18 protein-coding genes are annotated in these 25854 nt (G+C 58.5%); 9 read left to right on the top strand and 9 right to left on the bottom strand.

Annotated elements, in window-relative coordinates; translation table 11 throughout:
- Positions 1-21: 21 nt before the first annotated feature.
- The 6 genes from FAZ30_RS16710 to FAZ30_RS16685 all read right to left on the bottom strand — a co-directional run bounded on the left by FAZ30_RS16710 (position 22) and on the right by FAZ30_RS16685 (position 7983).
- Positions 22-1644, bottom strand: coding sequence for a CHASE2 domain-containing protein (locus FAZ30_RS16710; protein ID WP_124644945.1), 1623 nt, complete (start codon positions 1642-1644; stop codon positions 22-24).
- A 21-nt stretch (positions 1645-1665) separates the two neighbouring features.
- Positions 1666-3216, bottom strand: coding sequence for a FecR family protein (locus FAZ30_RS16705; protein WP_124644946.1), 1551 nt, complete (start codon positions 3214-3216; stop codon positions 1666-1668).
- Positions 3217-3408: 192 nt separating this feature from the next.
- Complete coding sequence (locus FAZ30_RS16700; protein ID WP_103524522.1) at positions 3409-4227, bottom strand: ABC transporter permease; 819 nt, start codon at positions 4225-4227, stop codon at positions 3409-3411.
- A gap of 28 nt (positions 4228-4255) precedes the next feature.
- On the bottom strand, positions 4256-5524 hold the full coding sequence (locus FAZ30_RS16695; protein ID WP_124644947.1) for an ABC transporter permease: 1269 nt from the start codon (positions 5522-5524) through the stop codon (positions 4256-4258).
- A 253-nt stretch (positions 5525-5777) separates the two neighbouring features.
- The gene (locus FAZ30_RS16690; RefSeq protein WP_233578612.1) at positions 5778-6803 is read right to left on the bottom strand and encodes a polyamine ABC transporter substrate-binding protein; all 1026 of its coding nucleotides are present in this window, start codon (positions 6801-6803) and stop codon (positions 5778-5780) included.
- 73 nt (positions 6804-6876) lie between these two features.
- Entirely contained in the window at positions 6877-7983 is a 1107-nt protein-coding gene (locus FAZ30_RS16685) for an ABC transporter ATP-binding protein (protein WP_124644949.1), read from the bottom strand.
- A gap of 237 nt (positions 7984-8220) precedes the next feature.
- Between FAZ30_RS16685 and FAZ30_RS16680 the strand changes: the two genes are divergently transcribed.
- The 3 genes from FAZ30_RS16680 to FAZ30_RS16670 all read left to right on the top strand — a co-directional run bounded on the left by FAZ30_RS16680 (position 8221) and on the right by FAZ30_RS16670 (position 11019).
- Positions 8221-9978: a ribonucleoside triphosphate reductase gene (locus FAZ30_RS16680; protein WP_281279210.1), complete on the top strand. Its 1758-nt coding sequence runs from the start codon at positions 8221-8223 to the stop codon at positions 9976-9978.
- A gap of 149 nt (positions 9979-10127) precedes the next feature.
- On the top strand, positions 10128-10304 hold the full coding sequence (gene nrdD / locus FAZ30_RS16675) for an anaerobic ribonucleoside-triphosphate reductase (RefSeq protein ID WP_124644951.1): 177 nt from the start codon (positions 10128-10130) through the stop codon (positions 10302-10304).
- Positions 10282-11019 carry an anaerobic ribonucleoside-triphosphate reductase activating protein gene (locus FAZ30_RS16670; protein WP_158613633.1) on the top strand — a complete coding sequence of 246 codons (738 nt, stop codon included), beginning with the start codon at positions 10282-10284 and terminating at the stop codon, positions 11017-11019. The genes nrdD and FAZ30_RS16670 overlap by 23 nt, the downstream gene beginning before the upstream one ends.
- A 644-nt stretch (positions 11020-11663) precedes the next feature.
- Here FAZ30_RS16670 and FAZ30_RS16665 read toward each other — a convergent pair.
- Positions 11664-13262: an autotransporter family protein gene (locus FAZ30_RS16665; RefSeq protein ID WP_168190871.1), complete on the bottom strand. Its 1599-nt coding sequence runs from the start codon at positions 13260-13262 to the stop codon at positions 11664-11666.
- Between the two features lie 243 nt (positions 13263-13505).
- Positions 13506-14354 (bottom strand): alpha/beta hydrolase, encoded by an 849-nt coding sequence (locus FAZ30_RS16660; RefSeq protein ID WP_124644954.1) that lies wholly within the window; start codon positions 14352-14354, stop codon positions 13506-13508.
- A 904-nt stretch (positions 14355-15258) separates the two neighbouring features.
- Here FAZ30_RS16660 and FAZ30_RS16655 point away from each other — a divergent pair.
- The 6 genes from FAZ30_RS16655 (at position 15259) to FAZ30_RS16630 (ending at position 24860) form a co-directional block, all read left to right on the top strand.
- Positions 15259-16917, top strand: a complete 1659-nt coding sequence (locus FAZ30_RS16655) for an NAD-dependent malic enzyme (protein WP_124644955.1) — start codon at positions 15259-15261, stop codon at positions 16915-16917.
- 228 nt (positions 16918-17145) lie between these two features.
- Entirely contained in the window at positions 17146-18828 is a 1683-nt protein-coding gene (gene aspT, locus FAZ30_RS16650; RefSeq protein WP_124644956.1) for an aspartate-alanine antiporter, read from the top strand.
- A 190-nt stretch (positions 18829-19018) separates the two neighbouring features.
- The gene (locus tag FAZ30_RS16645; RefSeq protein WP_124644957.1) at positions 19019-20842 is read left to right on the top strand and encodes a sensor histidine kinase; all 1824 of its coding nucleotides are present in this window, start codon (positions 19019-19021) and stop codon (positions 20840-20842) included.
- 3 nt (positions 20843-20845) lie between these two features.
- Complete coding sequence (locus FAZ30_RS16640) at positions 20846-22165, top strand: sigma-54-dependent transcriptional regulator (RefSeq protein WP_137009894.1); 1320 nt, start codon at positions 20846-20848, stop codon at positions 22163-22165.
- Between the two features lie 408 nt (positions 22166-22573).
- Entirely contained in the window at positions 22574-23329 is a 756-nt protein-coding gene (locus tag FAZ30_RS16635; protein ID WP_124644959.1) for a hypothetical protein, read from the top strand.
- A gap of 238 nt (positions 23330-23567) precedes the next feature.
- Positions 23568-24860 carry a HEPN/Toprim-associated domain-containing protein gene (locus FAZ30_RS16630; RefSeq protein WP_124644960.1) on the top strand — a complete coding sequence of 431 codons (1293 nt, stop codon included), beginning with the start codon at positions 23568-23570 and terminating at the stop codon, positions 24858-24860.
- Between the two features lie 438 nt (positions 24861-25298).
- Here FAZ30_RS16630 and FAZ30_RS16625 read toward each other — a convergent pair whose 3' ends face one another.
- Positions 25299-25790, bottom strand: coding sequence for an aminoacyl-tRNA deacylase (locus FAZ30_RS16625; RefSeq protein ID WP_124644961.1), 492 nt, complete (start codon positions 25788-25790; stop codon positions 25299-25301).
- Between the last annotated feature and the right edge of the window lie 64 nt (positions 25791-25854).

Here is a 25854-nt window from a genome sequence, read left to right as displayed (position 1 = left end):
TCATTCCGTCTGCATCACCTTTTAGCTGGAGGCCGGGCTCACCACATTGCGGCCGGAGCGTTTGGCGATATAGAGCGCGCCATCGGCCTCTTCGTAGATTTGCTGGGCGGTGTCGCTGGGCTGGGGAATGCGGGCGGCTACACCGATGCTGCAGGTCACCTTGTGCAGCGGGCTGCCGTCATGTGGCAGGTCGAGGTCTTCCAGTCGCTGGCGGAAGGTTTCGGCTGCATCAACTGCATCCTGCATGGTGGCACCCGGCATCAGTACGCCGAACTCTTCGCCGCCCAGCCGGGCCGGCAACTCGCCCTTGCGCTGGAATGACTCCCGCAGCACATGGGCCACGCGCTTGAGTACCACATCGCCGGCATAGTGACCGTACTGGTCGTTGTAAAGCTTGAAGTGGTCAATATCCAGCAGGACAAAGGCCAGCGGCTGCTGGGCATTACGCTGGCGCTCGATGGCCGGGATGAAGACTTCGTCAAAATGACGGCGGTTGGCCAGCTGGGTCAGCCCGTCGGTGGTGGCCAGCGTCTGCAGGCTGGCCTGGCGCGCGATGAAGCGGGTCAGGCCGGATAGCAGCAGCACCAGCATGGTACTGGCCGGGGCGAACCAGATATGGCCCTGGTTCAGCAGCAGCATGGATCCGGCAGCCACCAGCAGCGCGGCGGCAGGATAGGCCATCAGCACCGTACGCTGCCGGCCCCATGGTGCCAGCAGGTAGTCCAGCACCACGATCAGCAGCAGGGTCAGCAAGGCCTGACGTATCAGGCTGAGTGGCCGGACCAGGCTGCCATCCTGCAGGCCGCGCAGCAGATAGGCATTGATCACCACGCCGGGCATGCCGGCGGAATTGGCGGAAATCGGCGTGGTGTGCATATCGCCCAGCCCGGCCGCAGTGACCCCGATCAGCACGATGCGGTCGCGGAACGTTTCGCGTCCGGCATTGGACAGGGCGTCGATATACGATATGCGCTCGAAGGGTTCGGCACCGTTGCCAAAGGGCACCAGTACTTCGTCGTCGCGCACCCATGATTCGTCGCTGGCATGGAAGGGCCGTTTCAGCGCCGGGGCGGGCAGGCCTTGCGCGACCTCCTGCACTGCCTTGGCAAAGCCGGGAAAGTCCGGCGTGCCAAGACCGGCCATCAAATAGGTGCGGCGGATGACGCCGTCGTTGTCGCGCTCGAAGTCGGTGTGTCCCAGCCGGTTGGAGGCCGCTGCCAGCAGCGGTATCGGCCTGGTTTCGGTGAGGCTGTCGCCGGCGCTTTCCGGAAACACCGGGCTGACGACCTTGCCATTGCGTTGGATCGCGGCAGCCAGTGACTGATCGGGTTTGTTGCTGGCCAGGGTGCTTTCCGCCAGGGCAATGTCGAGGCCGACGGCTTTGGCGTATTGCAGCTGGTCTATCAGGCGGGCGTGCAATTCGCGAGGCCAGGGCCAGCTGCCCATCTCGGCCAGGCTGCGGTTGTCCACTTCGATCAGGATGGGATCGTCGGCACTCTTGTGCAGCACGTGCCGGCTGAGGGACGCGTCATAAAACCAGTAATCCAGCCGCTGCACGGCACCAGTCAGGGCCAGCAGCAGGCCGAGCAGGCCCGCCAGCAGGGGAAGCAGTTGGTATGACCGGTGTTTTATCGGTGATGGCATGCGCTTATTTTATGCGATTGCTCATTGGATGTTGATTTTTTCAATCGCTTCCACCGCGTGATATCCATCATCTCCATTGACTTCGAGTTGGGCAAAGTACTGGCCGCGTGGCAGTTTGTCCAGCAACCAGGCCGGTTGCGGCTGGGTATCGCGGTAGCTGATATTGCGCATGGCCGGATTATCCGCCAGCTTCAGCGTGTAGCGTGCACCGCTTACTGGGTAATGCCGCCCCAGCAAGGCGGGCGTGTTGTTGCCGATGCTGGAGAACAGGCCTTTGACCACGACCTGCTGGGCGTCGCTGTACGGGCCGGGCTGACCCTTGCCATCCAGCCGGGCCACGCGCCAGAACCACTGGCCCTTGTCCGGCAGTTGCAAGGTGATGTCGCCGTCCTGCAGTGTGAGATTCTGGCTGATGGTGGCAAAGTCGCTGCTGCGGGACAGTTGCAGTTGCAATGGCTGCTGCGGGCTGGCCAGTAGCTTCAGCGGCAGCGACTGGCTGCGGATTTCCTGCGGGCCGTCCGTGCCAAACAGCAGGGGCGGCGGCGGGAAGGCGTTCAGGATAAAGGTTTTGCTGCTGTCGTAGCCTTCCAGTCCGCGCTGGTTGCGCGCCCGTGCCGATAGCAGGTATTCGCCATTGGCCGGCAGTGCCGGGAACAGCTGCGGTGCTGCAACCGTGCGCTCAGTCAGCAGGCGGCCATGCTCACCAGGCCCGCGCAGCTTGATGCGGTAGGCCACGGCCTGTTGGTCGCCGGTCCATTTGAGCAGGGGCGGGTTGAAGCTGCTGGCTGCGGGCAGCAGGTCCAGGTCGGGCGCGGCGGGCAGGGCTTCCGGTGCGCTGGGCTTGCCCGAGCCGGTGGCCAGCGTGCCAAAGCCGGCCGGAACATCAACCTGGCCCTTGCTCTTGCTGCTGACGCTGACCTTGCCGCGCAGCACTTCGGTCAGCGTGGAATTGCCGGACTCGGTATTGACGCGGAATTCGGTGCCGCGCACGGTGGTGACGGCCGATGGCGTGCGAATCTGGTAGCGGTTGGGCATCAGGATGTTGGGAATCACCGAGCTGCCGGCATTACCCTTGTCCAGCTTGATTTCGGTTTTGGCCGAACCGGTGCTGGGATAGTAGATTTCGTTTTGCAGCTGGGCGCTGGAGTTGGCGTTCAGCAGCAGGGTGGAGCCGTCTTCGAAGCGCAGCTTGAGCATGGCGTCGTTGCCGGTCTGGAACTGCACACCCTTGGGATAGCGCGTTTCCTTGTTGATGGGCAGCGGTTTGCCCTTGGCATCGTGCGCTGTCACCTCGCCGGAAAACTCTTCGATCTGCGCACTGGACGGATGCTGCCGTACCCAGGGATAGGGCACTTTGATACGGCTGCCCGGTGTCAGGCGGTAGGGATCGGCGATGTGGTTGAGGCTTTGCAGGCGCGGAACATAGGCGGGTGAAGACAGGTGCTGGTCAGCAAACGACCACAGCGAATCCCCCGGCTTGACCTGGTATTCCCAGGTGGCAGAGTCGATGCCTGGGCCGGCAAACAGGGTGTTGCTTAGAAAAATCAGGCTTAAAGCCGAGATAAGTCGCATAAACAAACGGGCAGAGGAATGGGCGCAATGTACGCAGACTATCTGAATAGTATGCTGCTGGCCGAGGATTACAAGCCATAGCGGTTTTGCCGGGGCATTAAATAGCGATTGCTTGATAAAAATCAGGCCGACCTGTTAGGGCCGGCCTGCAATGCTCTGCAATGGATGGAGCAGATGAGGAAATGGTCAGACTCAGCTGGTACGCAGGCGCTCGCTGCGGCCGCGCAGCCATTCCAGCGTCAGCAGCAGCAGGATGGAGAAGCCGATCAGCAGGGTAGCCGCCGCTGCAATGGTGGGGCTGAGGTTTTCGCGGATGCCGCTGAACATCTGCCGTGGCAGGGTGGCTTGTTCCGGACCGGCCAGGAACAGGGTCACCACCACTTCGTCAAACGAGGTGGCAAAGGCAAACAGCGCGCCGGAAATCACCCCCGGTGCGATCAGCGGCAAGGTGATGCGGAAGAAGGTGGTGATGGGCGATGCACCCAGATTGGCCGCAGCGCGGGTCAGGTTGTGGTTGTAGCCTTGCAGGGTGGCCGTCACGGTAATGATGACAAAGGGCACACCCAGCGCTGCATGTTCCAGGATCAGCGTGGTATAGCTGTTGTCCATGCCCAGCGGGGCAAAGAACAGGTAGCTGGCCACACCGACGATCACCACCGGCACCACCATGGGCGAGATCAGCAGGAACATGATGATGCCCTTGCCACGGAATTCACCACGGGTGAGGCCGATGGACGCCAGCGTACCCAGTACCATGGCCAGCACGGTGGCGGCCGGGGCCACGATCATGCTGTTCTGCAGCGAGCGGATCCATTCCGGTGCGCTGAACAGGTCCTGATACCAGCGGAAGGAGAAGCCGGTCAGCGGGTACACCAGGAAAGAGCCTTCGTTGAAGGACAGCGGGATGATGACCAGCACCGGCATGATCAGGAAGAGCAAGGTCAGGCCGCTGGTGATGCGCAGTACGTAGTGCCACACCTTTTCGATGGGCGACATGGTCGGGTTCAGCATGTTTTATGTCTCCGGGAAAGGGTGAGGATCAGCCCAGGCGCAGGCTCTTGGCGCCCACCAGCCAGTTGTAAACGATGTACAGGATCATGGTGGCTGCCAGCAGCAGGCCGCCCAGTGCGGTTGCCATGCCCCAGTTGATCGAGGTGTTGGTGTAGAAGGCCACGAAGTAGCTCACCATCTGGTCGTTCGGGCTGCCCAGCAAGGCCGGGGTGATGTAGTAGCCGATGGACAGGATGAACACCAGCAAGGCCCCGGCGCTGATGCCGGCCACGGTCTGCGGGAAGTACACGCGCCAGAAGCTGGCAAACGGGTGACAGCCCAGCGAGATGGCGGCTTTCATATAGCTGGGGGAGATGCCTTTCATCACGCTGTAGATGGGCAGGATCATGAAGGGCAGCAGGATGTGCACCATGGAGATGTACACGCCGGTGCGGTTGAACACCAGTTGCAGCGGATGATCGATGAGGCCCAGCCATTCCAGGGTGGAGTTGATCAGACCGCCCGATTGCAGCAGCACGATCCAGGCGGCAACGCGTACCAGGACCGAGGTCCAGAACGGCAGCAATACCAGAATCATCAGCAGGTTGCTGGTGCGGGTGGGCAGGTTGACCAGCAGATAGGCCAGCGGGTAAGCCAGGGCCAGCGCGATGGCGGTGACCACCAGGCTCATCCAGAAAGTACGGGTGAAGATGTCCAGGTAAATGGCCTGATCCGGCGAGGAGCGGCTGATTTCACCTAGATCGTCGATACGGTGGTCCATCGATGCCAGCAGGTAGAACGGGGTCTGGCTGCTGGTGTTGCGGCGGATGGCCTGCCAGTAGGCGGGGTCACCCCAGCGCTCGTCCAGATTGGTCAGCGCTTCCTTGTAGGATTTGGGGGCCGGGTCCATCGGCAGGGCGCGGGCAGTCTTGTTGAGCAGGCTGCGGTAGCCGGCCACTTCCATGTTCAGGCGCTTGCCCAGGTCACCCAGCTTCTGGTTGTCGTGTGCTTGCTGGATATCCTGTGCGGCAGCGGCATAAACGGTTTCCGGTGGCAGGGCGCGGCCGCTCCAGCCGGAGATGGCCTTGACCGTGTGCGGCATGGCATCAACCACTTCCGGGTTGTTGACGCTCTTGAATAGCAGGCTGGTAATGGGTAGCACAAACACCAGCAGGATAAACAGTACCAGCGGCAGGATCAGCAGCTGGGACTTGAATTTGTTCATGCGCTCGGCGCGGGCCAGTTTCTGTTTCAGAGAACGGCCGGCCTCCGGCAGGGTGGCTGCGATAGCGGTGGTGGGTGCAGAGGAAGCGGTCATTCTTCCGGCTCCGGATCAGGTAAGGGGTAAAACCCCCTGGGGATGAACCCCAAAAACCGGTTCAGAGTCTCGCGAGCTAGAGCGAGGCAAGGCGAAAACGGCTAAGGAAGCGCAGTTTACATGCAGTAAATGAGCATTCCGCAGGCGTTTTTAACGCAGCATCGCCGAAGCGCAGCAGACTATGAATGATTTTTAAGGGGGTGGGTCTGCTGCCGGCATCAGTACCGGCAGCAGTCATGCGTGTTACAGCTGCTTATTTGGCAGCCCAGGCGTTGAAGCGTTGTTCCAGCGATTCGCCGAAGTCAGCCCAGAAAGCCACATCCACGGCTACGCCGCTCTTGATGTTCTGCGGGGCGGTCGGCAGATCAGCCACCAGTTTCGGGTCCAGCAGCGGTACGGCTTTCTTGTTGGTCGGGCCGTAGGCGATATTCTGCGAGTACACCTTCTGGTTTTCCGGCTTGCTGGCGAAGGCGATGAACTTCAGTGCAGCGTCCTTGTTCGGCGAGCCCTTCGGGATAGCCCAGGAGTCGAAGTCATACATGCCACCGGCCCAGACGATCTTCAGGTTCTTGCCTTCCTTCTGGGTGTTGGCGATACGGCCGTTGTAGGCCGAGCTCATCACCACGTCGCCGGATACCAGATACTGCGGCGGCTGTGCACCGGCTTCCCACCACTGGATGTTCGGCTTCAACTGGTCCAGCTTCTTGAAGGCGCGGTCCACACCAGCCGGGGTGGCCAGTACCTTGTACACGTCTTTCGGCGCTACGCCGTCAGCCATCAGTGCTACTTCCAGGGTGTACTTGGCACCCTTGCGCATGCCGCGCTTGCCCGGGAATTTCTTCACATCCCAGAAATCCTTCCAGCCGCTCGGGCCAACTTTCAGCTTGTCGGCGTTGTAGGCCAGCACGGTGGACCATACAAAGATGCCCACGCCGCAGGACTGGGCTGCGCCCGATACGAAGTCGGCCTTGTTGCCGATCTTGCTGTAGTCCAGCTTTTCGAACATGCCTTCATCGCAACCGCGAGCCAGCTCCGGGGATTCCACTTCCAGCACGTCCCAGGACACGCTCTTGGTGTCGACCATGGCCTTGACCTTGGCCATTTCGCCGTTGTATTCGCCGCCCACTACCTTGACGCCGGTAGCCTTGGTGAAGGGAGCGTAGTAAGCCTTTTCCTGGGCCGCCTTGTTGGCACCGCCAAAGGAAATCACGGTCAAGTCACCGGCCAGGGTAGTCTGAGCACAGCAAGCGGCAACCACGGCCAGCGAAAGAGCTTTCATGCATTTCTTCATTTGATAGATCTCCATATTGTTTTGAGACTACAGCTACTACACGCTACTCACTTGCACGCACTCACTCGGCCAGTTCGACGGGATCGAGCGCTCTTACGTGTTCTACATTCCAGCCCAGCGAAATCACGTCGCCCACTGCCAGCTTGGGGTCGAGTGTGGCGATTGGCTGTTTGACGATGAAACTGGAGTTGCCACAGGCTTCCATGCGGATGCGCACGTGGTCGCCCAGGTAGATGAATTCGCGCACGCGGCCGGAGAAGCGGTTCTGCTCCTGTGCCACATTCAGATTGATACGTTCCGGGCGGATGGACAGCGATACCGGCTGGCCGGGGGCCGCGTCATGCACGGCCATGGCCTCCACGCGCTCGCCGTTTTCCAGGCCCACGGTACAGCGCTCGCCATCGCGGCTGAGCAGCTTGCCGTGCAGGCGGTTGTTTTCACCGATGAAGTTGGCAACAAAGGTATTGCGCGGATGCTCGTACAGGCCTTGCGGGCTGTCGATCTGCTGGATTTCACCCTGATGGAACACCGCCACGCGGTCGGACATGGTCAGCGCTTCGCTCTGGTCGTGGGTCACGTACACCACGGTCACGCCCAGGCGTTCGTGCAGATGCTTGATTTCCATCTGCATGTGTTCGCGCAGCTGCTTGTCCAGTGCGCCCAGCGGTTCGTCCATCAGTACCAGTTGCGGTTCGAACACCAGCGCACGGGCCAGGGCCACACGCTGTTGCTGTCCGCCGGACATCTGGCCGGGGTAGCGGTTGGCAAACTTGTCCAGCTGCACCATGGACAGGGCGCGTTTCACCCGTTCGGTGACATCGGTCTTGTCCATGCCGCGCACTTTCAGCGGGAAGGCCAGGTTCTCGGCCACGGTCATGTGCGGAAACAGCGCGTAGTTCTGGAACACCATGCCGATGTCGCGCTTGTGCGGCGGTACGCGGTTGAGCGAACGCTCGCCCAGCATGATCTCGCCGGCGGTCGGGGTTTCGAAGCCGGCCAGCATCATCAGGCTGGTGGTCTTGCCGGAGCCGGACGGACCCAGCAGGGTAAGGAATTCGCCCTTGCGGATGTCCAGATTGAGATCCTTCACGATCAGGGTCTCGCCGTCGTAGCTCTTTTGTACGTTCTTGAAGCGGACCAGGATGTCGCTTGCGTTCGTTTCAGCCATGACCACTCCTGTTTAAATGGTGATGACTGAATTGTAAAAAGTGGATGACAGCAGGGGTATCGGGAGGCTGCGGATTTTTCTGTCAGGAAAAATGCTGTAGTCCTGTAGGGCAATCCCTACACGACAGCGGCATGCAAAGCGGGCGGCCGCCTGGTCTGTCTGGCCGGCTGAGGCGGCACTTGATCCGTATCAAGCCTTTTTCAGCTGTGACTTTTGCAAGCCTGAAATCAATATATAGTGTTTGAAAAATTTAAGGCACTACATATTGTTATGAAAAAACCTGTTCTGGTCAGTCCGGTTGCCACGCTGGACGAATACCTCAGCCGCGCCGACTGGCGCGTATCTGCCAATGCCAACCAGGGCTACAGCCTGGGTGGGATGATCCTGAATGCTGCCGGCAAGCTGACTGCCAACTACTGGCTGGATGGCATCTACCCGGCAGCCGTCGCCACCGCCCACCGCGAGGCAGATTTTCACCTGCACGATCTGGATGTGCTGGCCGGCTACTGCGCCGGCTGGTCGCTGCGCCAGTTGCTGCACGAGGGCTTTAATGGCGTGCCAGGCCGGGTAGAGGCGGCGCCGCCGCGTCATCTGAGTTCGGCACTGGGGCAGATGGTGAATTTTCTGGGCACCCTGCAAAACGAATGGGCCGGGGCGCAGGCGTTTTCCAGTGTGGATACCTACCTGGCCCCCTTCATCCGGCGCGATGGCCTGAGCGATGAGCAGGTGGAGCAGGCGCTGCAGGAGTTTGTCTACAACCTCAACGTGCCATCGCGCTGGGGTACGCAGACGCCGTTTACCAATCTCACCTTCGACTGGAGCTGCCCGGCCGACCTGGCTGGCCAGATTCCGCTGATTGCCGGCGAGGAAATGCCGTTCTGCTATGGCGACTGCCAGCCGGAAATGGACCAGATCAACCGCGCCTTCCTGCGGGTGATGGCCAGTGGCGACGCCCATGGCCGGGCTTTTACCTTTCCCATTCCCACCTACAACATCACCCCGGATTTCGACTGGGACAGCCCGAATGCCGAGCTACTGTTTGCGCTGACCGCCCGTTACGGCCTGCCGTATTTCCAGAATTTTCTCAATTCCGATCTGGAGCCGCAGATGGTGCGCTCCATGTGCTGCCGGCTGCAGCTGGACTTGCGCGAACTGCTCAAGCGCGGCAATGGACTGTTCGGCAGCGCCGAGCAAACCGGTTCGCTCGGCGTGGTCACGCTTAATTGTGCACGGCTGGGCTATCGCTTCCGCGGCGACTGGGCCGGCCTGCTGGCCGAAACCGACCGCCTGCTGGCCCTGGCTTGCGACAGCCTGGAAATCAAGCGCCAGCGGGTACAGGGCTGGATGGATGACGGGCTGTATCCCTACACCAAGCGTTATCTGGGCACCTTGCGCAATCACTTCTCCACCATCGGCGTAAACGGCATCAACGAACTGGTGCGCAATTACACCGGCGATGCCGAGGATATTGCCAGTGCTGCCGGCCAGCAACTGGCGCTGGATCTGCTCGACCACATCCGCGCCCGTATGGTGCAGATGCAGGAAGACACCGGCCATCTGTACAACCTGGAAGCCACCCCGGCCGAAGGCACCACCTACCGCTTTGCCCGTGAAGACCGCAAGCGCTACCCGGACATCCTGCAGGCAGGGCCAGCCGACAAGCCGTACTACACCAATTCCAGCCAACTGCCGGCCGGGCATACCGACGACCCCTTCGCCGCGCTCAGCCATCAGGAACCGCTGCAACGCCGCTACACCGGCGGCACCGTGCTGCACCTGTACATGACCGAAGCCATCAGTTCCACTGCCGCCTGCAAGCAGCTGGTGCGCCGTTCGCTGCAGCGCTTCCGTCTGCCCTATATCACGGTCACGCCCACCTTCTCGGTGTGCCCGCAGCACGGCTATCTGCATGGCCATCACGAATTCTGCCCCAAGTGCGATGCCGAGCTGCTGGCCCGCTCCCGCTCCACGGCAGCCACCGTGCCTTGCTGCTGAAAAGCTTGGCGCGGCTAACAAAAAGCCTGCTGCTGCGTTGCGCCGCCTTGCCGTACGGCATGTACTGTCTGCGGCGGCGCGCCTTGCCCCAGGGACGCTACGCCATTTTGTTAGCCGCGCCTGATTCCCAACCCTCACAGGAGAACAACATGTCCCATCAAACCGAAATCAAACAGGCAGAACAGCTGGACCCGGCCCTGCGTACCCGCTGCGAAGTCTGGACCCGCGTCATGGGTTATTTCCGCCCGGTCTCTGCCTTTAATGTGGGTAAGCAGGGCGAGTTTGCCGAGCGCCTGCATTTTGATGAACAGCATCTGCATCGCTGAGTCGCGCAGCCCGGCCAGCCCGGTGCTGCTGCCGCTGGCCGGGATCGAGCCGTTTTCCAGCTGCGACTGGCCGGGGCGGCTGGTGGCCACGGTGTTTGTGGCGGGTTGCCCCTGGCGCTGCGGCTATTGTCACAATGCCGCGCTGCAGGCACGCAGCGCCGGTGTGCTGGACTGGCCGGCGGTTCGTGCTGTGCTGGCGCAACGGGTGGGCTTTCTGGATGGCGTGGTGTTTTCCGGCGGCGAACCCACGCTGGCCCCGCAGCTGGCCGAGTGGATGCAGGACGCCCGCCAACTAGGCATGGCCATCGGCCTGCACACTGCCGGCATTTACCCGCAGCGGCTGGCAGCCGTGGCCGGACTGGTGGACTGGATCGGCTTTGATATCAAGGCCGCACCCGGCGGGGTGGATGTGGTGAGCGGCGTCTCCGGCAGCGAGGCGCGGATGTGGCAGGCGCTGGATATCGCACTGGCGATGGTGTCGGACAGCGGTGCCGCGCTGGAATGCCGCACCACGCTGGACCCGCGCGTGATGACGGCAGACAGCCTGTTTCAGCTGGCGGACACCCTGCAGGCCAAAGGCGTGACGCATGCCGCCTTACAGCAGGGCCGGGATGGCAAGGGCCAGCCCTTGTTTGATGCTGCACAGTGGCCGGGGAGGGCGGTGCTGGATTACTGGCAGCAATCCTTTACGCATTTTGTCTGGCGGGCAGCCTAGCACCCGCTGCCGTACCGCAGGTCAAGCAGCGTAGTTCAGCGCCAGACGACAGCGAAACCATCCTTTGCGTGAGCGGATACAAAATCTGCTCTCGTTCCATGTCGGCAAGTGGGCGGTCATCCAGTAGCGCTGCATTTAACTGCGCCGGTCTTGCTCCGCCAGCGAGGTACTTTCTTTTGCTGCGATACTTCGCCAACAGCAAGAACCCAAAGAAAAGGCGACGGGCCGCACTGCGAAATTCCGCCCGACCACGCCACTGCTTAACACCCTGGACGGCACGTCCGTGTCGGCTTACGCTGACGGGAAGCGGTTTAGTCGGTGCGATGTTGCTGGATGCGAATAGTCGTGTAGATCGGTATCTGAAACAGGGCAGGAAATTTTGCCATGCCAATGCGCTAGCATGACTGTTATCGGCCAGGTGCGGCCATTGCCTAGATACGAAGCCAAGGTTTCAATCTCGGCCAAAGCGGTCCGTGAGAATGGCTGGGAGTAACGACCGATTTACACAAGATATCGGACATACTAGCGACCAAGGATGAGCGTAGTGGAGGAGCAGGGACGCTGCAGCACAAACTAACAATACTGACGAAAAGAGACGCCCGGTAGCTAGCTGCAATGGCAAGTAGTTACCGGGTGCGATCCATTTAGATAGGTAGGCTAAGTTTGATGGCCGCAGATTGGTTCAGGTAACCATTACGGCGCTCAACATCATACTGGCCAGTCAGCTCCCAGCCGCTGTTCAGCTTTTGGCTGACGCCCACGCCAACTTGTTCTGACCAACGGGGTGCTTTTGCCCCACTGGTAGTAAAGCTGAGATTGGAGGCACCAGCATAAGCTGAGGTGACATTGGCATTGGCACGAATTGCGTCATAGCCAGCACCCACAGTCGTAAACAGGGTGGTTTTACCCCCCGAGTTGTAGTCAAACTTGCCCTTCAGACCGAAGGTCAGCTGCTCCGATGTACGGCTATCGACTTGCAGATTCAGCGCACCTGCACCGCTCTCGTTGTAGCTGCTATCGCGGATGGTATTGTAATCAGCACGCAGTTCCGGTGTGAAAGCCAGGGAGCTTGTCAGCTGATAGCTGCGCTGTATTCCGGTACCCACGGAAAATACGGTGCTGTCGTAGCTGGAGTTGGCGGTAGAGCTATCGAAGCTGATGTTGCGGCTACCATGCGTGGTGTTCTTGCCGGCGCCCACTTGCAGGGAAAGCAGTGCGCCATTGTCCAGCTTGTGGCTGCCATAAGCCGTCAGGTTCCAGACATCAATTTTGGCGGAGTTGCCAGATGCAGAGTCTTTACCGCTTACATTGGCATTGGCATAGGCTAGCGACAGACCCAGCAAATTAGAGGTCGACAGTTTGGCATCTACACCGAAGACGATACCTGCGGTATCTGCCTTGTAGCCTGCAGTACCATCACGCTCACTTTGATCAACCCAGGAACCAAAGGGTTTGGCCCATACTGTTTTGTTACTGAAAACAGTATCACCAGAGGACTGGCCCAGTACGGCAGCCTGGTGGTTGCTTACCACGTTGCCAATACCGCTCAGTGCAGAGCGACTGGCGTTCTGGCTGGCACCGACAAACAGTGGAAGCGTTTGGGAAACGATGCTGCTCTGTGATTGATTGCTTCCCGATCCTGCAGCTGCCATTTTGATGGCCAGCGCATTGTTGGGATTATTGGCAATCAGGTTATCCAGTACTTGTGCCGCGCCCTGACCCGGCAGGTTCTGTTCGGCGTTAACAGCACTGACATACTGGCTGGTAGAGCCAATCAAGGAATAGATGTTGCTGGCGCTAACAAAATATAGACCGTCACCCACAGCACTGTTGATACCACTACCTCCGTTTGCCGAGTTGACGGCGGCAAGCAAGGATTGGGTGGTACCCGGATTGACCACAACGCACTGCGTTGCGGTGCAGCTACTACCCACCCTAAAGCCATTTGCACCTTTGGTTACCAAGCTGTAGTTGTCACTACTGGTGGTAATTAGCGCAAGCAGCTTGCCTTGGGCATTGGTCAGACCAATGGTACCGGACCAGAAATAACCTGCCGTTTGCCAACTCAAGGTTGAACTGGTACCTGCCGAAGTGGTGCCGTACAAACTGGAAGAGTAGGAACCATAATTTCCATCATTAGCGTTGATGGTCCACAGCATTGGTCCGGTTGGCGTAGCAAATGCAGGAACAGCCAGCATGCTACCTACCGCTGCCATACCCAAACTAGAGCAAATCTTTTTCAAATTTATCTTCATAATCTCACCCGCATTTTAAATGTTCATTTCGGTTAATTTTTGTAATCATGCTTACGAAATGTAACACCGGGATATGAAATATGAAAATATCAGCATGAAAGATTTTCGATATTAAATTTGGTTTTTGCTTGTCACTTTTTAACTATTTGTACTGAGCTTTATCGGATGCACAGGATGCTCCATCAAACCCCAGCGGTGATCTGCTTGAATGGGAGGCACAATATGGACAACTTACTTAAAAGTTGCCGCCTCCCGCCACAGCGCAGGCCAGGTCTCTACCCAGCAGCATGGATGGGTGAACCCTGGCATTGTGCGCAGGGTTACCGGCAGGTGTGCAGTCAGGTGTGCGGCCACCCCGGCAGCCAGAGCTGGCGGGATGTTTTCATCTTCTGCACCGCTCAACAGCCATACATGCCCGGCGTGTAACTGAGAAAGCTGTGCCAGCGGGTCCAGCGAACCCTGCAAGGGCGACAGGGCGTGCAGTCTGATCCAGCCCGCCGGGTCCACATTGCCTGCCACGCTTATCAGCAGCTGCACATCGCTGCGCCGTTCGGCCAGCAACAGGGCGAGTGCCGCACCACCGGAATATCCCACCATATTGATTTGCCGTGCACCGTATTGCAGTTTGAGTTGGTCCAGTGCCTGGTCCAGCGCGGCCACCACCGGCTCGGAAAAGCGGGCAGCGGTCCACCACGCCTGCTGGCACTGTGGCGGCATGGGCTGCGCATACTGGCAGGGGCGTGCCAGATAGACGGCCACGCCATCCGGCTGCTGCAAGGCCAGTTGTAAGCCTACGGGGCGCAGTGGGGTAGGGTCATCCGACGGGGTGTCGCTATTGAGCCAGGCCAGGCCATCGCCTTCCAGATAAACCGTAATTGGCTGATTGCCTGCTGCCTGCGCGACCGGGCCGGCACTGAACAGACTGAAGTCCCCTGCCTGCAGATACTGCCCTTGCCAGCCCTTGGCTTGCAGCAACCGCTGCGACTGAGCCAGGCGGCTTGCGCCATCCGGCAGCTGAGCACAGGCCGAAAGTAGAAGCACACCACACAACAGAGCAATACGCAGCAGAATGGGAAACATGGCAAAGACGAGCGCTGAGGAAAACCACACTATAACGCTTGGACCGCAGCACCGCTCCTCTACCTGCTATTGAAGTAGTGCGTCAGCAGGTTCTCAAGCAGACCAAAGGAGATCATACCTTTACCGAAATCCTGTTGGCCGCACGTGGAGCAGCTGGAATGGCCTGTCTGCTTGCGCAATGCCAAGGCAAACTCCGTGCTGCTATGGTTTAGCATATTTGCCATGTCGCATTGCAATGTGAACCATCCCTCATTCACGAGATGCATTCATGTCAGCTTCCTCTAGGAAAGCGGAGATTTTTCATTGGTCACACGTTCGTCCACTTCGGCCGATCTCCGGTAATTCTGTGGACACATCGGAGAATGGCTGCTCAAGGTCGTTAGCAGAATCCCCCTTGTCAGTAATCTATTTAAACTTGTGCCGTTCAACTTTACGCATTCACCCCCATTCACCCGATCCGTATACCTGACCGCCCTGACGCTACCCCTTTCCCGTCCGCCGTGCGGCAGTGGCAGGCAAATCATCATCCGCGTGGCGGACAGCTGATGTTTAAACAGTTCGATAGTTGCTAAGCGACAGCGGTGTTGCGATGTCGGGCTTAACTTCGCGGGTCTTACCCCAATGCCGGGTATGGCGAGCCAAGCTCTCTTTCCCTTCCTCCGCCCCGCCAACCAGCATTTTTCCTACCCGCACAAAGCCCACTCACAAAGTACGGACTTCCGCACCCGCCGTGCGGGGCAAAGTACGGCCTGACGTCGGCGTGGTTTTTTGTGAAAATAAAAATCCATAAAAATCAATAACTTAAGAATTTTTTACAGGACAAAAAGGCTGGCACGCTAGTTGCGATAAGAAGGGCAGCTGAGAAGCTTTCAACTCACCCTTTCGATACAAACTGGAGAATGCCATGACTGTAAAGAACACTTCCGTCAAGAATGACAAGCTGAGCGCCAACGGCCAACACGGCGGCATGCCGCTGTTGCACGAACCCAAGCTGAACAAGGGCACGGCCTATAGCGTGGAAGAGCGCCGTCAGCTGGGTCTGGAAGGCCTGCTGCCGCATGCAGTGGAAAACCTGGACCGTCAGGTAGAGCGCGTCATGGCCCACCTGGACGAAAAAGCGGACGATCTGGAACGCTACACCTACCTGATCGGCCTGGAAGACCGTAACGAAACCGTGTTCTACAAGACGGTGATGTCCGACCCGAAACGCTTCATCCCGGTGCTGTACGATCCGACCGTGGCTGATGCCTGCGAAACCTTCGGCAACAACTACCGCCGCGCCCGTGGCATGTATATCACCCGCTACATGAAGGGCCGCATTGCCGAAGTGCTGCGCAACTGGCCGGAAAAAGACGTGCGCTTCATCTGTGTGTCCACCGGTGGCCGCATTCTGGGTCTGGGCGATATCGGTGCCAATGGCATGGGCATCCCGATTGGCAAGCTGCAGCTGTACACCGCTTGCGCCGCCGTACCGCCGGCCGGCCTGCTGCCGGTGCTGTTTGATATCGGCACCACCAATGAAACCCTGCGCGCCGACCCCTTCTATATGGGCACCCGCGAAGCCCCGGTTTCCGAAGCCGAGCTGGACGAACTGACCGAAGAATTCATTCAGGCCGTGCAGGAAGTCTTCCCCAATTGCTGCGTGCATTTTGAAGACTGGAAGGGCACCGACGCCATCCGCATGCTGGATCGCTACAAAGACAAGATCCTCTGCTACAACGATGACATCCAGGGCACGGCCAGTGTGGCACTGGCAGGTATCGCTGCCGGCATGAACATTACTGGCGGCAAGCTGACCGACCAGCGTGTGATGTTCCTGGGTGCCGGTTCTGCTGGCCTGGGCATTGCCAAGCTGTTCTGCGCCGAGCTGCAAACCCTGGGCCTGAGCGAAGCCGAAGCACGCAAGCAGGTTGCCCTGTTCGACATCAACGGCCTGATCGAGCATTCGCGTACCGACCTGTCCGAAACCCAGAAGCTGTATGCCCGCCCGGCCAAGCCGTGCAAGGATTTCCTCAAGGCCATCGAAGAGTTCAAGCCGACGGTATTGATTGGCGTGAGCACCAAGGCGCGTGCCTTCACTCGTGAAGTGATCGAGCTGATGAGCAAGCTGAACGAGCAGCCCATCATCTTTGCCCTGTCCAACCCGACCCACAAGGCCGAGTGCAGCGCCGAGGAAGCCTACACCTGGTCCAAGGGCAAGGCACTGTTTGCCGCTGGCGTGCAGTTCCCCGACTTCGAATACGAAGGCAAGACCTACCGTCCGGGCCAGGCCAACAACTTCTACATCTACCCGGCCATCGGCCTGGCGACCTATGCCTGCCGCCCGACCCGCCTGAACGACGAATGCTTCATCGTGGCCGCCCACGCCACTGCCGACCAGGTCACGCTGACCCAGCGCGCCAAGGCCATGCTGTTCCCCAGTCAGGAGCAGATTCTGGAAACCGAAGTGACCACGGCCGCCCGTATTGCCGAGTACATGTTCGATGCCGGTCTGGCCCAGGTAGAGCGTCCGCGTGATATCCGCGCCTGGCTTGAGGCTCAGCTGTACAAGCCGCAGTACTGAGACCCGATAACAAAACCCCCGCTCCTGCGTTGCGCCGCCTTGCCGTACTACTTGTACTGTCTGCGGCGGCGCGCCTTGGCCCGGGAGGCTTTGTTAGCGGTTCTTGATGGAAGATTGCACCGCTCAGACGGGCGGTGCATGAACAAATGACAGGTGCCACAAGCGCCTGATGCCACCGCCGGGTCGGCTAACCGGCTGGTGGTGGCCGACAATACAAAGGTGTCTATCATGGACTACATCATTCATACCCTGCAGAAATACCCGGAGATTGCGATCTATCTGACCATCGCCGTCGGTTTCTGGGTGGGTAACCTCAATATGGGCAAGTTCAATCTGGGGGTGGTCACCAGTACCTTGCTGGCCGGCCTCTTGATTGGCCAGGTGCATCTGGTGATTCCGGCTGTGCTGCAATCCACCTTCTTTGCCATGTTCCTGTTTGCCGTCGGCTATGCCGTGGGGCCGCAATTCATCCGCGCACTCAAGAGCGACGGTATCTCGCAGGTGTTCTTTACCGTGCTGGTGTGTGCCTCCGGCCTGTTCACCGCCATCTTGCTGGGCAAGATGCTGCACTATGATGCCGCGCTGACTGCCGGCCTGCTGTCCGGTGGCTATACCAATTCCACCGTACTGGGCGTGGCAACCGACCTGCTCAATCAGGCCAGCCAGATGCCGGGTGGCGTGAAAGTGGCCATGGCGCTGATGCCGGTGGCCTATGCCGTGACCTATCCCTTCGGTACTGCTGGTTCGGCCTGGTTTCTGGCTTCTTTCGCACCGAAAGTGCTGGGCTTCAATCTGGTGGAAGAGTGCAAGACCTACGAAAAGGAAAACGGCAGCGGCCATACCGTGGGCAGCACGGCTTACCGCGAATTTTCCGCCCGTGCTTTCCAGCTGAATAATGTTGATCTGTTCGACAAGACGGTTTCCGAAGTGGAAGCCATGTTCAATCACGAAATCTTCGTCCGCCGCGTACGTCAGGCCGTGGGTGCCAAGATTGTCGATTGCGAAGGCAGTACCCGCATCCAGCGCAATGATGTGGTGGCCATTTCCGGCACGCTGACCGCGCTGCTGAAATACCAGCACCATTTCGGCAAGGAAGTGAAAGACGTGCCGCTGCTGGACTTCTCCACCGAGCTGCTCGACCTGGTAGTGACCAGTCGCAAATACGCCGGCAAGACGCTGGGCGACATCACGACCGAACTGTTCGGCAAACCGGGCCGTGGCCTGTTCCTGACCCGCTTCAGTCGTGGCGATCTGGACATGCCGATGGGGCAGGATGTAGTGGTACAGCGCGGCGACGTGCTGACCATTCTGGGTGCCAAGCAGGACGTGGCCGTCGTGGCCAAGCAACTGGGCTATGCCGACCGTCCGCTGGAAAACTCCGACATGGCCTTCATGGGCTTCGGCATCGTGGCTGGCAGCATTCTGGGTGCCATCACCGTGCATGTGGCCGGGATTCCGCTCAGTTTCGGCACTTCGGTTGGCTCCATCGTGGCCGGTATTGTCTGCGGCTACCTGCGTGCCTCCATGCGTACTTTCGGCAAGATCCCCGGCCCGGCGCTGTGGGTGTTCAATAATGTCGGCCTGAACGGCTTTATCGCGGTCATCGGCCTGAATGCCGCACCGGGCTTCATTTCCGGCCTGCAACAATACGGCCTGACCCTGCTGTTTGCCGGAGCCGTGGTCACCATGGTGCCGCTGATTGTCGGCCTGCTGCTGGGTCGCTTCGTGTTCAAGTTCCACCCTGGCATCCTGCTGGGAGCCTGCGCCGGCGCCCGTTCCACCACCGCCGCGCTGGGCGCATTGCAGGACGCCGCCCAGAGCAAGGTACCGGCACTGGGCTATACCGTAGGGTATGCCGTGTCGCGACTGGTGATGGCTGTGTTCACCATCGTGCTGGTCAACGTGTTCTAGCTGTCTTGTTCTTTATCCTTTCGGTCGTCGTGGTTCTGCCATGACCTTGCCACGCAGATGACCCTGCGTGGCTTTTTTGCTTGTCATGCTGCGATGCAATAATTCGCTGGGGATTGTGGGATAATGCGCCCGCCATGGCTGCAGCAAGGCCGGTTTTTCCAGTCAGACGGGTGTGTGACCCGGAGTTGGTATGAAGCGAACCCGTTTTTATCTTTACCTGCTGTTTTCCATGTTGCTGTCGCTGCTGGCCGCGTATGCGGTGTACAGCATCAGCTGGCAGCAGCTGCTACAGCAACGGCAGCAGGAGTCCGCACGGCGGCTGGCGCGCAATGCCGGCTTTCTGGAGCACGAGGTCGACAAATACGGCCTGCTGCCGCTGGCGGCGTCCTACAACGACACCCTGCGCGAAGCGCTGCTGCAGCCGGCCGACGCGCAACAGCTGGCCCGTGCCAATGACTACCTGCTGCGGCTCAATCAGGGGGCCGGCTCCTTGCAGGCCTATCTGATGGACAAGCAGGGCAAGGTGATTGCCTCCAGCAACTGGCAGCAAAAAGACAGTTTTGTCGGGCGCAACATCGCCTATCGCCCGTATTTCCAGCAGGCAGCGGCCAACCGCATCACCACCTTTTACGCCGTGGGTACCACCGGCAACGCCACCGGCTTTTATCTGGCCACCGGCATCTACCAGGGGGGCGAGCGGCTGGGCGTGGTGGCCATCAAGATCGGGCTGGAACAGCTGGAGCACATGTGGGGCAATATTGTAGAGCCCTTGCTGGTGTCGGATTCCAACGGCGTGGTGGTGCTGTCATCGGTGCCGGAGTGGAAATACCATGCCACGGTGCCGCTCAGCTTTGACGCCAGGCTGGCCCTGGAAAAAGCCCAGCAGTACAACAAGCAGATCATCAAGCCGCCCATCTGGCAGCGCAAAAGCGTGCTTAATAGCCAGGCCATGCTGGTGCAGATGGGGCAGGGCCGCACTCGGCACGAATATCTGGCCATCAATCAGACCATTCCGGTCAGCGGCATGACGCTGACCATGGTGATTGATACCCACGAAATGCACAGTCTGGCGCTGACCCGGGCACTGGCCGTGGCGGTGATGGTGGGCTTTGCCTGCCTGCTCTTGCACTCGGTACGGCTGTGGCGCATGGGCATCAAGACCCAGGCCGAGGCCCGCCGTGCCCTGCAGCGCGCACATGACCAGCTGGAAGAGCAGGTGGAGCAGCGCAGCAGCGAGCTGAAACAGGCCAATGCCAGCCTGAAAATGGAAATCGAAGAACGCATCCAGGCCGCGCGCCAGGTGGAGAACTTCCAGAACGAGCTGATCCGCACCGAAAACCTAGCGGTGATCGGCCAGCTATCCACCGGCATCGCCCACGAGATCAACCAGCCGCTGGCTGCCTTGTCGGCGCTATCGGCCAATACCGTGCGCTTTCTGGAAATCAACGACCTGGCCACCGCGCGGGCTAATCTGGAACGTATTACCGACATCGTGGCACGGCTGGGCGCGCTCACCGAACAGCTCAAATCCTTTGCCCGCCGCCCCAGTGGCGAGCGCGAATCCGTCGCGGTGGCACAGGCCGTGGACAATGCGCTGTTCCTGCTCAATCACCGCCTGAAGAAAACCCTGATCCGGCTGGAGCTGCCAGCCCAGCCGGAAGACATCGTGGTGCTGTGCGAGGCGGTGCGGCTGGAGCAGGTGCTGGTGAATCTGGTCAGCAATGCCATTGATGCGCTGCACGAAGTGGCCGACCCGCTGATCGCCATCAGCTGGCAGCGGCAGGACGACATCGTGCGCATTCAGGTGCGTGACAACGGCAGCGGCCTGTCGGAACAGGTCAGACAGCATATTTTCGAACCCTTCTTTACCACCAAGAAAACCAGCGGGCTGGGGCTGGGCCTGGCGTTGTCCTCGGACATCATCAAGGCCTATGGCGGCGTATTGTCCGCCGACAATCACCCGGATGGCGGAGCGGTATTCACCATCACGCTCAGACAAAACAGGCAGGAGTAAAACATGAGCAATCTTCAGGTACTGGTGATCGAGGACGACCAGGATGTCCAGCTGGGCTATGTGCAGGCACTGGGGCTGGATGGCATCCCGGCGCAGGGCTTCGACTCGGTGGAAAAGGCGCGCCGCGCCATCGGCCGTGATTTTGCCGGCATCATTGTCAGCGACATCCGCCTGCCCGGCATGGACGGACTGGCCTTCATGCAGGAACTGCTGGCCGACGACCCCGACCTGCCGGTCATCCTCATCACCGGCCACGGCGACATCGCCATGGCGGTACAGGCCATGCGCGACGGCGCTTACGACTTCATCCAGAAACCCTTCCTGCCACAGGTGCTGGTGTCGGTGGTGCAGCGCGCCATGGAAAAACGCCGGCTGGCACTGGAAGTCCGCCAGCTGCGCCGCCAACTGGCGGCATTTGGCGGCCTGGAAAGCCGGCTGATCGGCAACTCCGGCGTCATGGCCGAACTGCGCCGGCTGGTGCAGGGCGTGGCGGCTACCCCCACCGACATCCTGATCAATGGCGAAACCGGTGCCGGCAAGGAGCTGCTGGCGCGCTGCCTGCACGACCTCTCCGGCCGCACCGGCCCCTTTGTGGCGCTAAACTGCGGCGGCCTGCCGGAAACCCTGTTTGACAGCGAAATGTTCGGCCACGAAGCCGGCGCGTTTTCCGGGGCCAGCAAGCAGCGCATTGGCAAGATCGAATACGCCCAGCACGGCACGCTGTTTCTGGACGAAATCGAAAGCATGACCATGCCGATGCAGATCAAGCTGTTGCGCGTGCTGCAGGAGCGGGTGATCGAACGGCTGGGCTCCAACCGGCTGATCCCGGTGGATTTTCGCGTGATTGCCGCCACCAAGGCCGATCTGTCCAAACTGGCCGATGAGGACAAATTCCGCGCCGACCTGTACTTCCGCCTGAACGTGGTCACGCTGGACCTGCCACCGCTACGTGCCCGGCGCGAGGATATCCCGCTGCTGTTCGACTACTTCGTCAGCCAGTCCGCCCTGCGCATGAACCGCCCGGCACCGGCCATCACCGCAGAGGTGGTGCGCGACCTGATGGCCTACCACTGGCCGGGCAATGTACGCGAACTGCGCAACCAGGCCGACCGCTTCGTGCTGGACCTGAAAATGGTGCCAGGCACCGCTGCCGCCGACACCCAGCTCACCCTGCACACGGCAGTGGAATCCTTCGAAAAGGGCATGATTGCCGAAGAACTGCGCAAGCAGGGCGGCAATGTCTCCAAAACCGCCGAAGTGCTGAAAATCGCCAAGACCACGCTATTCGACAAGATCCGCAAATACGATCTGGAAGAAAAGTAAGCCAGGCAGCACGCCACAGGCAAAGCCAGCAGCCGGGCAGATCACCGCCCGGCTGCTGGCTTTTTGTTTGGCGCTGCCGCGAGGGGGTACGCCATAGTGCTGTGGATATTCTTGATGGTCATTTGATGACGAATGATTAATAAGTGATTAGAATCAGCCAAGGGCAGGGGGCACTCTGCAGGGTGGAAGGCAGTTTACGGCTAGGAGTGGACGTAGACAGCGGGGGTGGTCGCAATAATCAGGCTGTATCTGGTGTTTAGTGATGTCATTTATTCGGTAGCTTGTGATTATGAGCATCGCCTTCCATCATCCTCGATAGAGTACGAATAATAGTTAAATTATTATTTTATTTTGCATTGGCATTTATCTTTAATAAATTTTATTGTCAGACTTTAAGTGGAAGTTATAATGCGTTTTAAATTAATATTTCTGCCAGCACTCTTGCTGAGTGCGCAAGCAATTTCTGCGAATATTGAGGAAGTAAAGGCTGACGATATCATTAGTCGAGATATCACAGCTGGCGATAGAACATTTTCTTTGCCGCCGGGGCAGTGGCATGTAATAGCTAGAAGTAAAAGTAATGGAGCTGATGTGGCAGGTAATCCGTTTCCAATTCGCAATGTTCTGTTGGCTCAGTACAAACATAATGAATTATTTGCCATGGTACGTGTAATCTCCCCATTGGGAGATTTATCTAAATTTGGCCGTAATGGCTGGAAGGATGATCCATGCAGCAATCTGAAGTCAGTTTACATGCAGGACAAGCTGGAGGGTAATTATCGATTACCTGAGTGCGTATATGTCCGCCCGGTATTCGGCTTTGGTGACGCTGCGGATAGTTATTGGCGAGAGGCCATGCGGCGTATACGGAGTGCAGGAGTTTCAACTCCCCCTTTAATGGTGATCGTAGATTGCCATTATTATCGAGATGGTGGTTTTGTTCATTTCTCTACATGGCTTAATCCCGAGATGGCCGGAGTTGCCAGGGACCCGGCCCTTACTGCCATCGACAGTAAATGGAATTCAGAAAATATCCAAGGCCCCTATAAGAATTTTGCTGACCAAGCAGGAAGCTGGGCATACCGAATGGCCGCTGCTGTAAAAAGTAGTTATAACGGAAATCCACTACCAGTCCCAGAGCTACCATATGTCACCATCAGATAAATAGAAGCTCCTGCTTGATTTCAGTTTGGGGTCATCTGCTGGTGCTATGTATTGACTGCTTTCGGCCACAACCGGCCAGTGGTCAAGTCGCCCAAAAGCAGCCGTATGATGTCATTGGCACTTTTAAACGATTGAAGGATTTGGCGGAATAACTAATACTGGATGTGCTCCAGAAGAATCCAGTAATTAGAGAGTTAATGAATTTAAAAATCTATATTTTGGCGAAAAGGCGTGCTAAATGGGAACTTCCATAGAACTCTGCATTGGTAATGTGTCTCTATCGTATTCCAAGAACTTCATGGGGATAGATTACGGGTTCTTGTTCCAGGAAGGTGATCTCTTCCGCCGCAAGACGGACTCAATAGATTACGAATATTACGCAGAACATCCCGAAGAGAAGGGGGAGTTGGCCGAAGCTGAGGAACTTTTTGCAAGAACGCTTTCTCGCATCTTGCCGCGTCTTGAGATACTCGGCTTCACTCTTGAAGCCGCACGCGCCGAATATGAAATGATGGTCGCAGAAGCGGTCTATATGGATAGCTATGGCGAGCCAGAAGAGAAGAAAGACAAATATCTGACGTTTGAAGAATTTTGCAATTTAGTTTGCCGCTATCCTCTAAGCGATCTGAAAAGTAATTATGTCGAGTTCGAAACACCGGATCGAGACACGCTTTCACAGGGGCGGTTTGCCGCTGAGATCGAAATATTTGAGCGGATTCCCAGAACTGAAGATTCTGATTTTTATTGGTCCGAAGCTAGCTTCCTTTCCGCAAGAGTTTGCATTCTGAGTGCTGAGTCGATGCTTCGTATCTTTGCTCTGAATTCAGCAAATACTGAAGTTGAGGTCACGTGGGAGTTTGGCCCCATTGTCCATGCCGGTTGGGTTAAACGTGAGGCATTCCAGCCGGGGGTGCGGCAAAAGCAAAAAATTCTGATCGCGACCGAGGGCGCATCTGACGCACGCATCATTCGTCGGTCGCTCGATATCCTCCATCCGGATGTGGCAGACTTTTTCAATTTCGTCGATGTCGATGAACGCCATCATTTCTGGGGAACCGGCAATCTCGTTAAATTCGCAGAAGGGCTTTTACGAATTGACCTTCTCAACCAGGTCTTATTCGTTTTCGACAACGACGCGGAGGGCGTTGATGCCTTTCGCAAGCTTGAAAAACTGAAACTACCTGCAAACATGCGAGCGATGCTCTTACCCGATCTTGAGGAATTTAGGGAATTCGTCACCCGCGGTCCGGAGGGCGTTAGCGTTTCTGATATCAATGGTCGAGCCGCCGCGATTGAATGCTATCTCGACCTAAGTTTGGATCAATATCCAGCCCCTCAGGTCACGTGGAGCAATTTCAAAAAAGACATCGATGCGTGGCATGGTGTGTTGGATTTCAAAGAATCCTATTCAAAACATTTCTACGATCAACCTGACGACCTGTTGCGAAGCAGTAGTTACGATGTTTCTAAGATATTGAAATTACTTGATGCAATGATCCATCAGGCCGGGCTGGTAATCCCAGTGATTTGAAGGGATCCTTGTTTTTCTTGCTAGCGCGTCCAAAGTTATTTCCTGAACTTGGTCGTTCCTCTAAACGTATGCTTCTTCAAACCAGCCACTTCCGCTTTGGGTCGAAAGCATCCACCACACCAACACCACCCCATCCCCCGTCAAGCATGTCGACAGGTGCGCTGCTGCGGGTTTAAGTGGCTGGCTGTTTGAGCGATTGGACGATCGTCAATCGCGAGTTCCAGCCGGGCAGCCGTAGGTCATGCTTGCCCGGGGTGGTCTGGGTGGTGAAGGAGGGCTTGGCTAGGCCAGCCCTCCTTCCCGTTTGCCACGCGGAAGCGGCATGGAAATCATCATCCGTAATCGCGGATGCCAAGCCTGATTGGTAGTCAAAGTTGGCAATTGACTAATACGACGGAATACCGGGTTTGGCTTGGCGGGCCTCGCCCTGCTGGTGATTTACTTCGCCAGCGCCACCTCCACACATCGCGCCTGTAGCAGATGGCCAATGTCTACCGGCGACATCGCTACCTGCAGGCCGCGTCGGCCGCCGTTGATATAGACCTTGGGCAGTTGCAGGATGCTGGCTTCCATATACACCGGCATCGGCGTGCGGGTGGCGAAGGGGCTGGTGCCGCCCACCAGATAGCCGGAGTGGCGGTTGGCTACGTCCGGCTTGCACGGCTGCACTTTTTTGCAGGGCAGCTGGCGGGCCAGTTCCTTGGCCGATACCTTGCAATCGCCGTGCATCAGCACCACCAGTGGCAGGCCGTCCTGGTCTTCAAACAGCAGGGTCTTGATGACGGCGTGTTCGTTGACCTCCAGTTCGCGGGCCGGGGTGGCGGTGCCGCCGTGTTCTTCGTAGCGGTAGGCGTGGCAGCTGAATTCCACCTTGTGGTCCAGCAAAAAGCGTAGTGCCGGGGTGCTGCCGGCAATGGTCTGGTGTTGCATGGTTTACTCCGTAAAGCATGAGGTCGAGGCCGGCGGGTGAACACACCGCCGGGCGCTGGTCTGG

This window comes from Aquitalea aquatilis (genome assembly GCF_005155025.1).
GTDB lineage: Bacteria > Pseudomonadota > Gammaproteobacteria > Burkholderiales > Chromobacteriaceae > Aquitalea > Aquitalea aquatilis.
Note: the sequence above shows the minus strand (reverse complement) of the source record. Positions and strands in the feature narration are given on the sequence as shown.

Excerpts from the sequence above, each read along its gene's own strand:
- FAZ30_RS16710 (WP_124644945.1), bottom strand. The coding sequence starts at position 1,644 with ATGCCATCACCGATAAAACACCGGTCATACCAACTGCTTCCCCTGCTG.
- FAZ30_RS16705 (WP_124644946.1), bottom strand. The coding sequence starts at position 3,216 with ATGCGACTTATCTCGGCTTTAAGCCTGATTTTTCTAAGCAACACCCTG.
- FAZ30_RS16700 (WP_103524522.1), bottom strand. The coding sequence starts at position 4,227 with ATGCTGAACCCGACCATGTCGCCCATCGAAAAGGTGTGGCACTACGTA.
- FAZ30_RS16695 (WP_124644947.1), bottom strand. The coding sequence starts at position 5,524 with ATGACCGCTTCCTCTGCACCCACCACCGCTATCGCAGCCACCCTGCCG.
- FAZ30_RS16690 (WP_233578612.1), bottom strand. The coding sequence starts at position 6,803 with ATGAAAGCTCTTTCGCTGGCCGTGGTTGCCGCTTGCTGTGCTCAGACT.
- FAZ30_RS16685 (WP_124644949.1), bottom strand. The coding sequence starts at position 7,983 with ATGGCTGAAACGAACGCAAGCGACATCCTGGTCCGCTTCAAGAACGTA.
- nrdD (WP_124644951.1), top strand. The coding sequence starts at position 10,128 with ATGTCCCATCAAACCGAAATCAAACAGGCAGAACAGCTGGACCCGGCC.
- FAZ30_RS16670 (WP_158613633.1), top strand. The coding sequence starts at position 10,282 with ATGAACAGCATCTGCATCGCTGAGTCGCGCAGCCCGGCCAGCCCGGTG.
- FAZ30_RS16660 (WP_124644954.1), bottom strand. The coding sequence starts at position 14,354 with ATGTTTCCCATTCTGCTGCGTATTGCTCTGTTGTGTGGTGTGCTTCTA.
- FAZ30_RS16655 (WP_124644955.1), top strand. The coding sequence starts at position 15,259 with ATGACTGTAAAGAACACTTCCGTCAAGAATGACAAGCTGAGCGCCAAC.
- aspT (WP_124644956.1), top strand. The coding sequence starts at position 17,146 with ATGGACTACATCATTCATACCCTGCAGAAATACCCGGAGATTGCGATC.
- FAZ30_RS16645 (WP_124644957.1), top strand. The coding sequence starts at position 19,019 with ATGAAGCGAACCCGTTTTTATCTTTACCTGCTGTTTTCCATGTTGCTG.
- FAZ30_RS16640 (WP_137009894.1), top strand. The coding sequence starts at position 20,846 with ATGAGCAATCTTCAGGTACTGGTGATCGAGGACGACCAGGATGTCCAG.
- FAZ30_RS16635 (WP_124644959.1), top strand. The coding sequence starts at position 22,574 with ATGCGTTTTAAATTAATATTTCTGCCAGCACTCTTGCTGAGTGCGCAA.
- FAZ30_RS16630 (WP_124644960.1), top strand. The coding sequence starts at position 23,568 with ATGGGAACTTCCATAGAACTCTGCATTGGTAATGTGTCTCTATCGTAT.
- FAZ30_RS16625 (WP_124644961.1), bottom strand. The coding sequence starts at position 25,790 with ATGCAACACCAGACCATTGCCGGCAGCACCCCGGCACTACGCTTTTTG.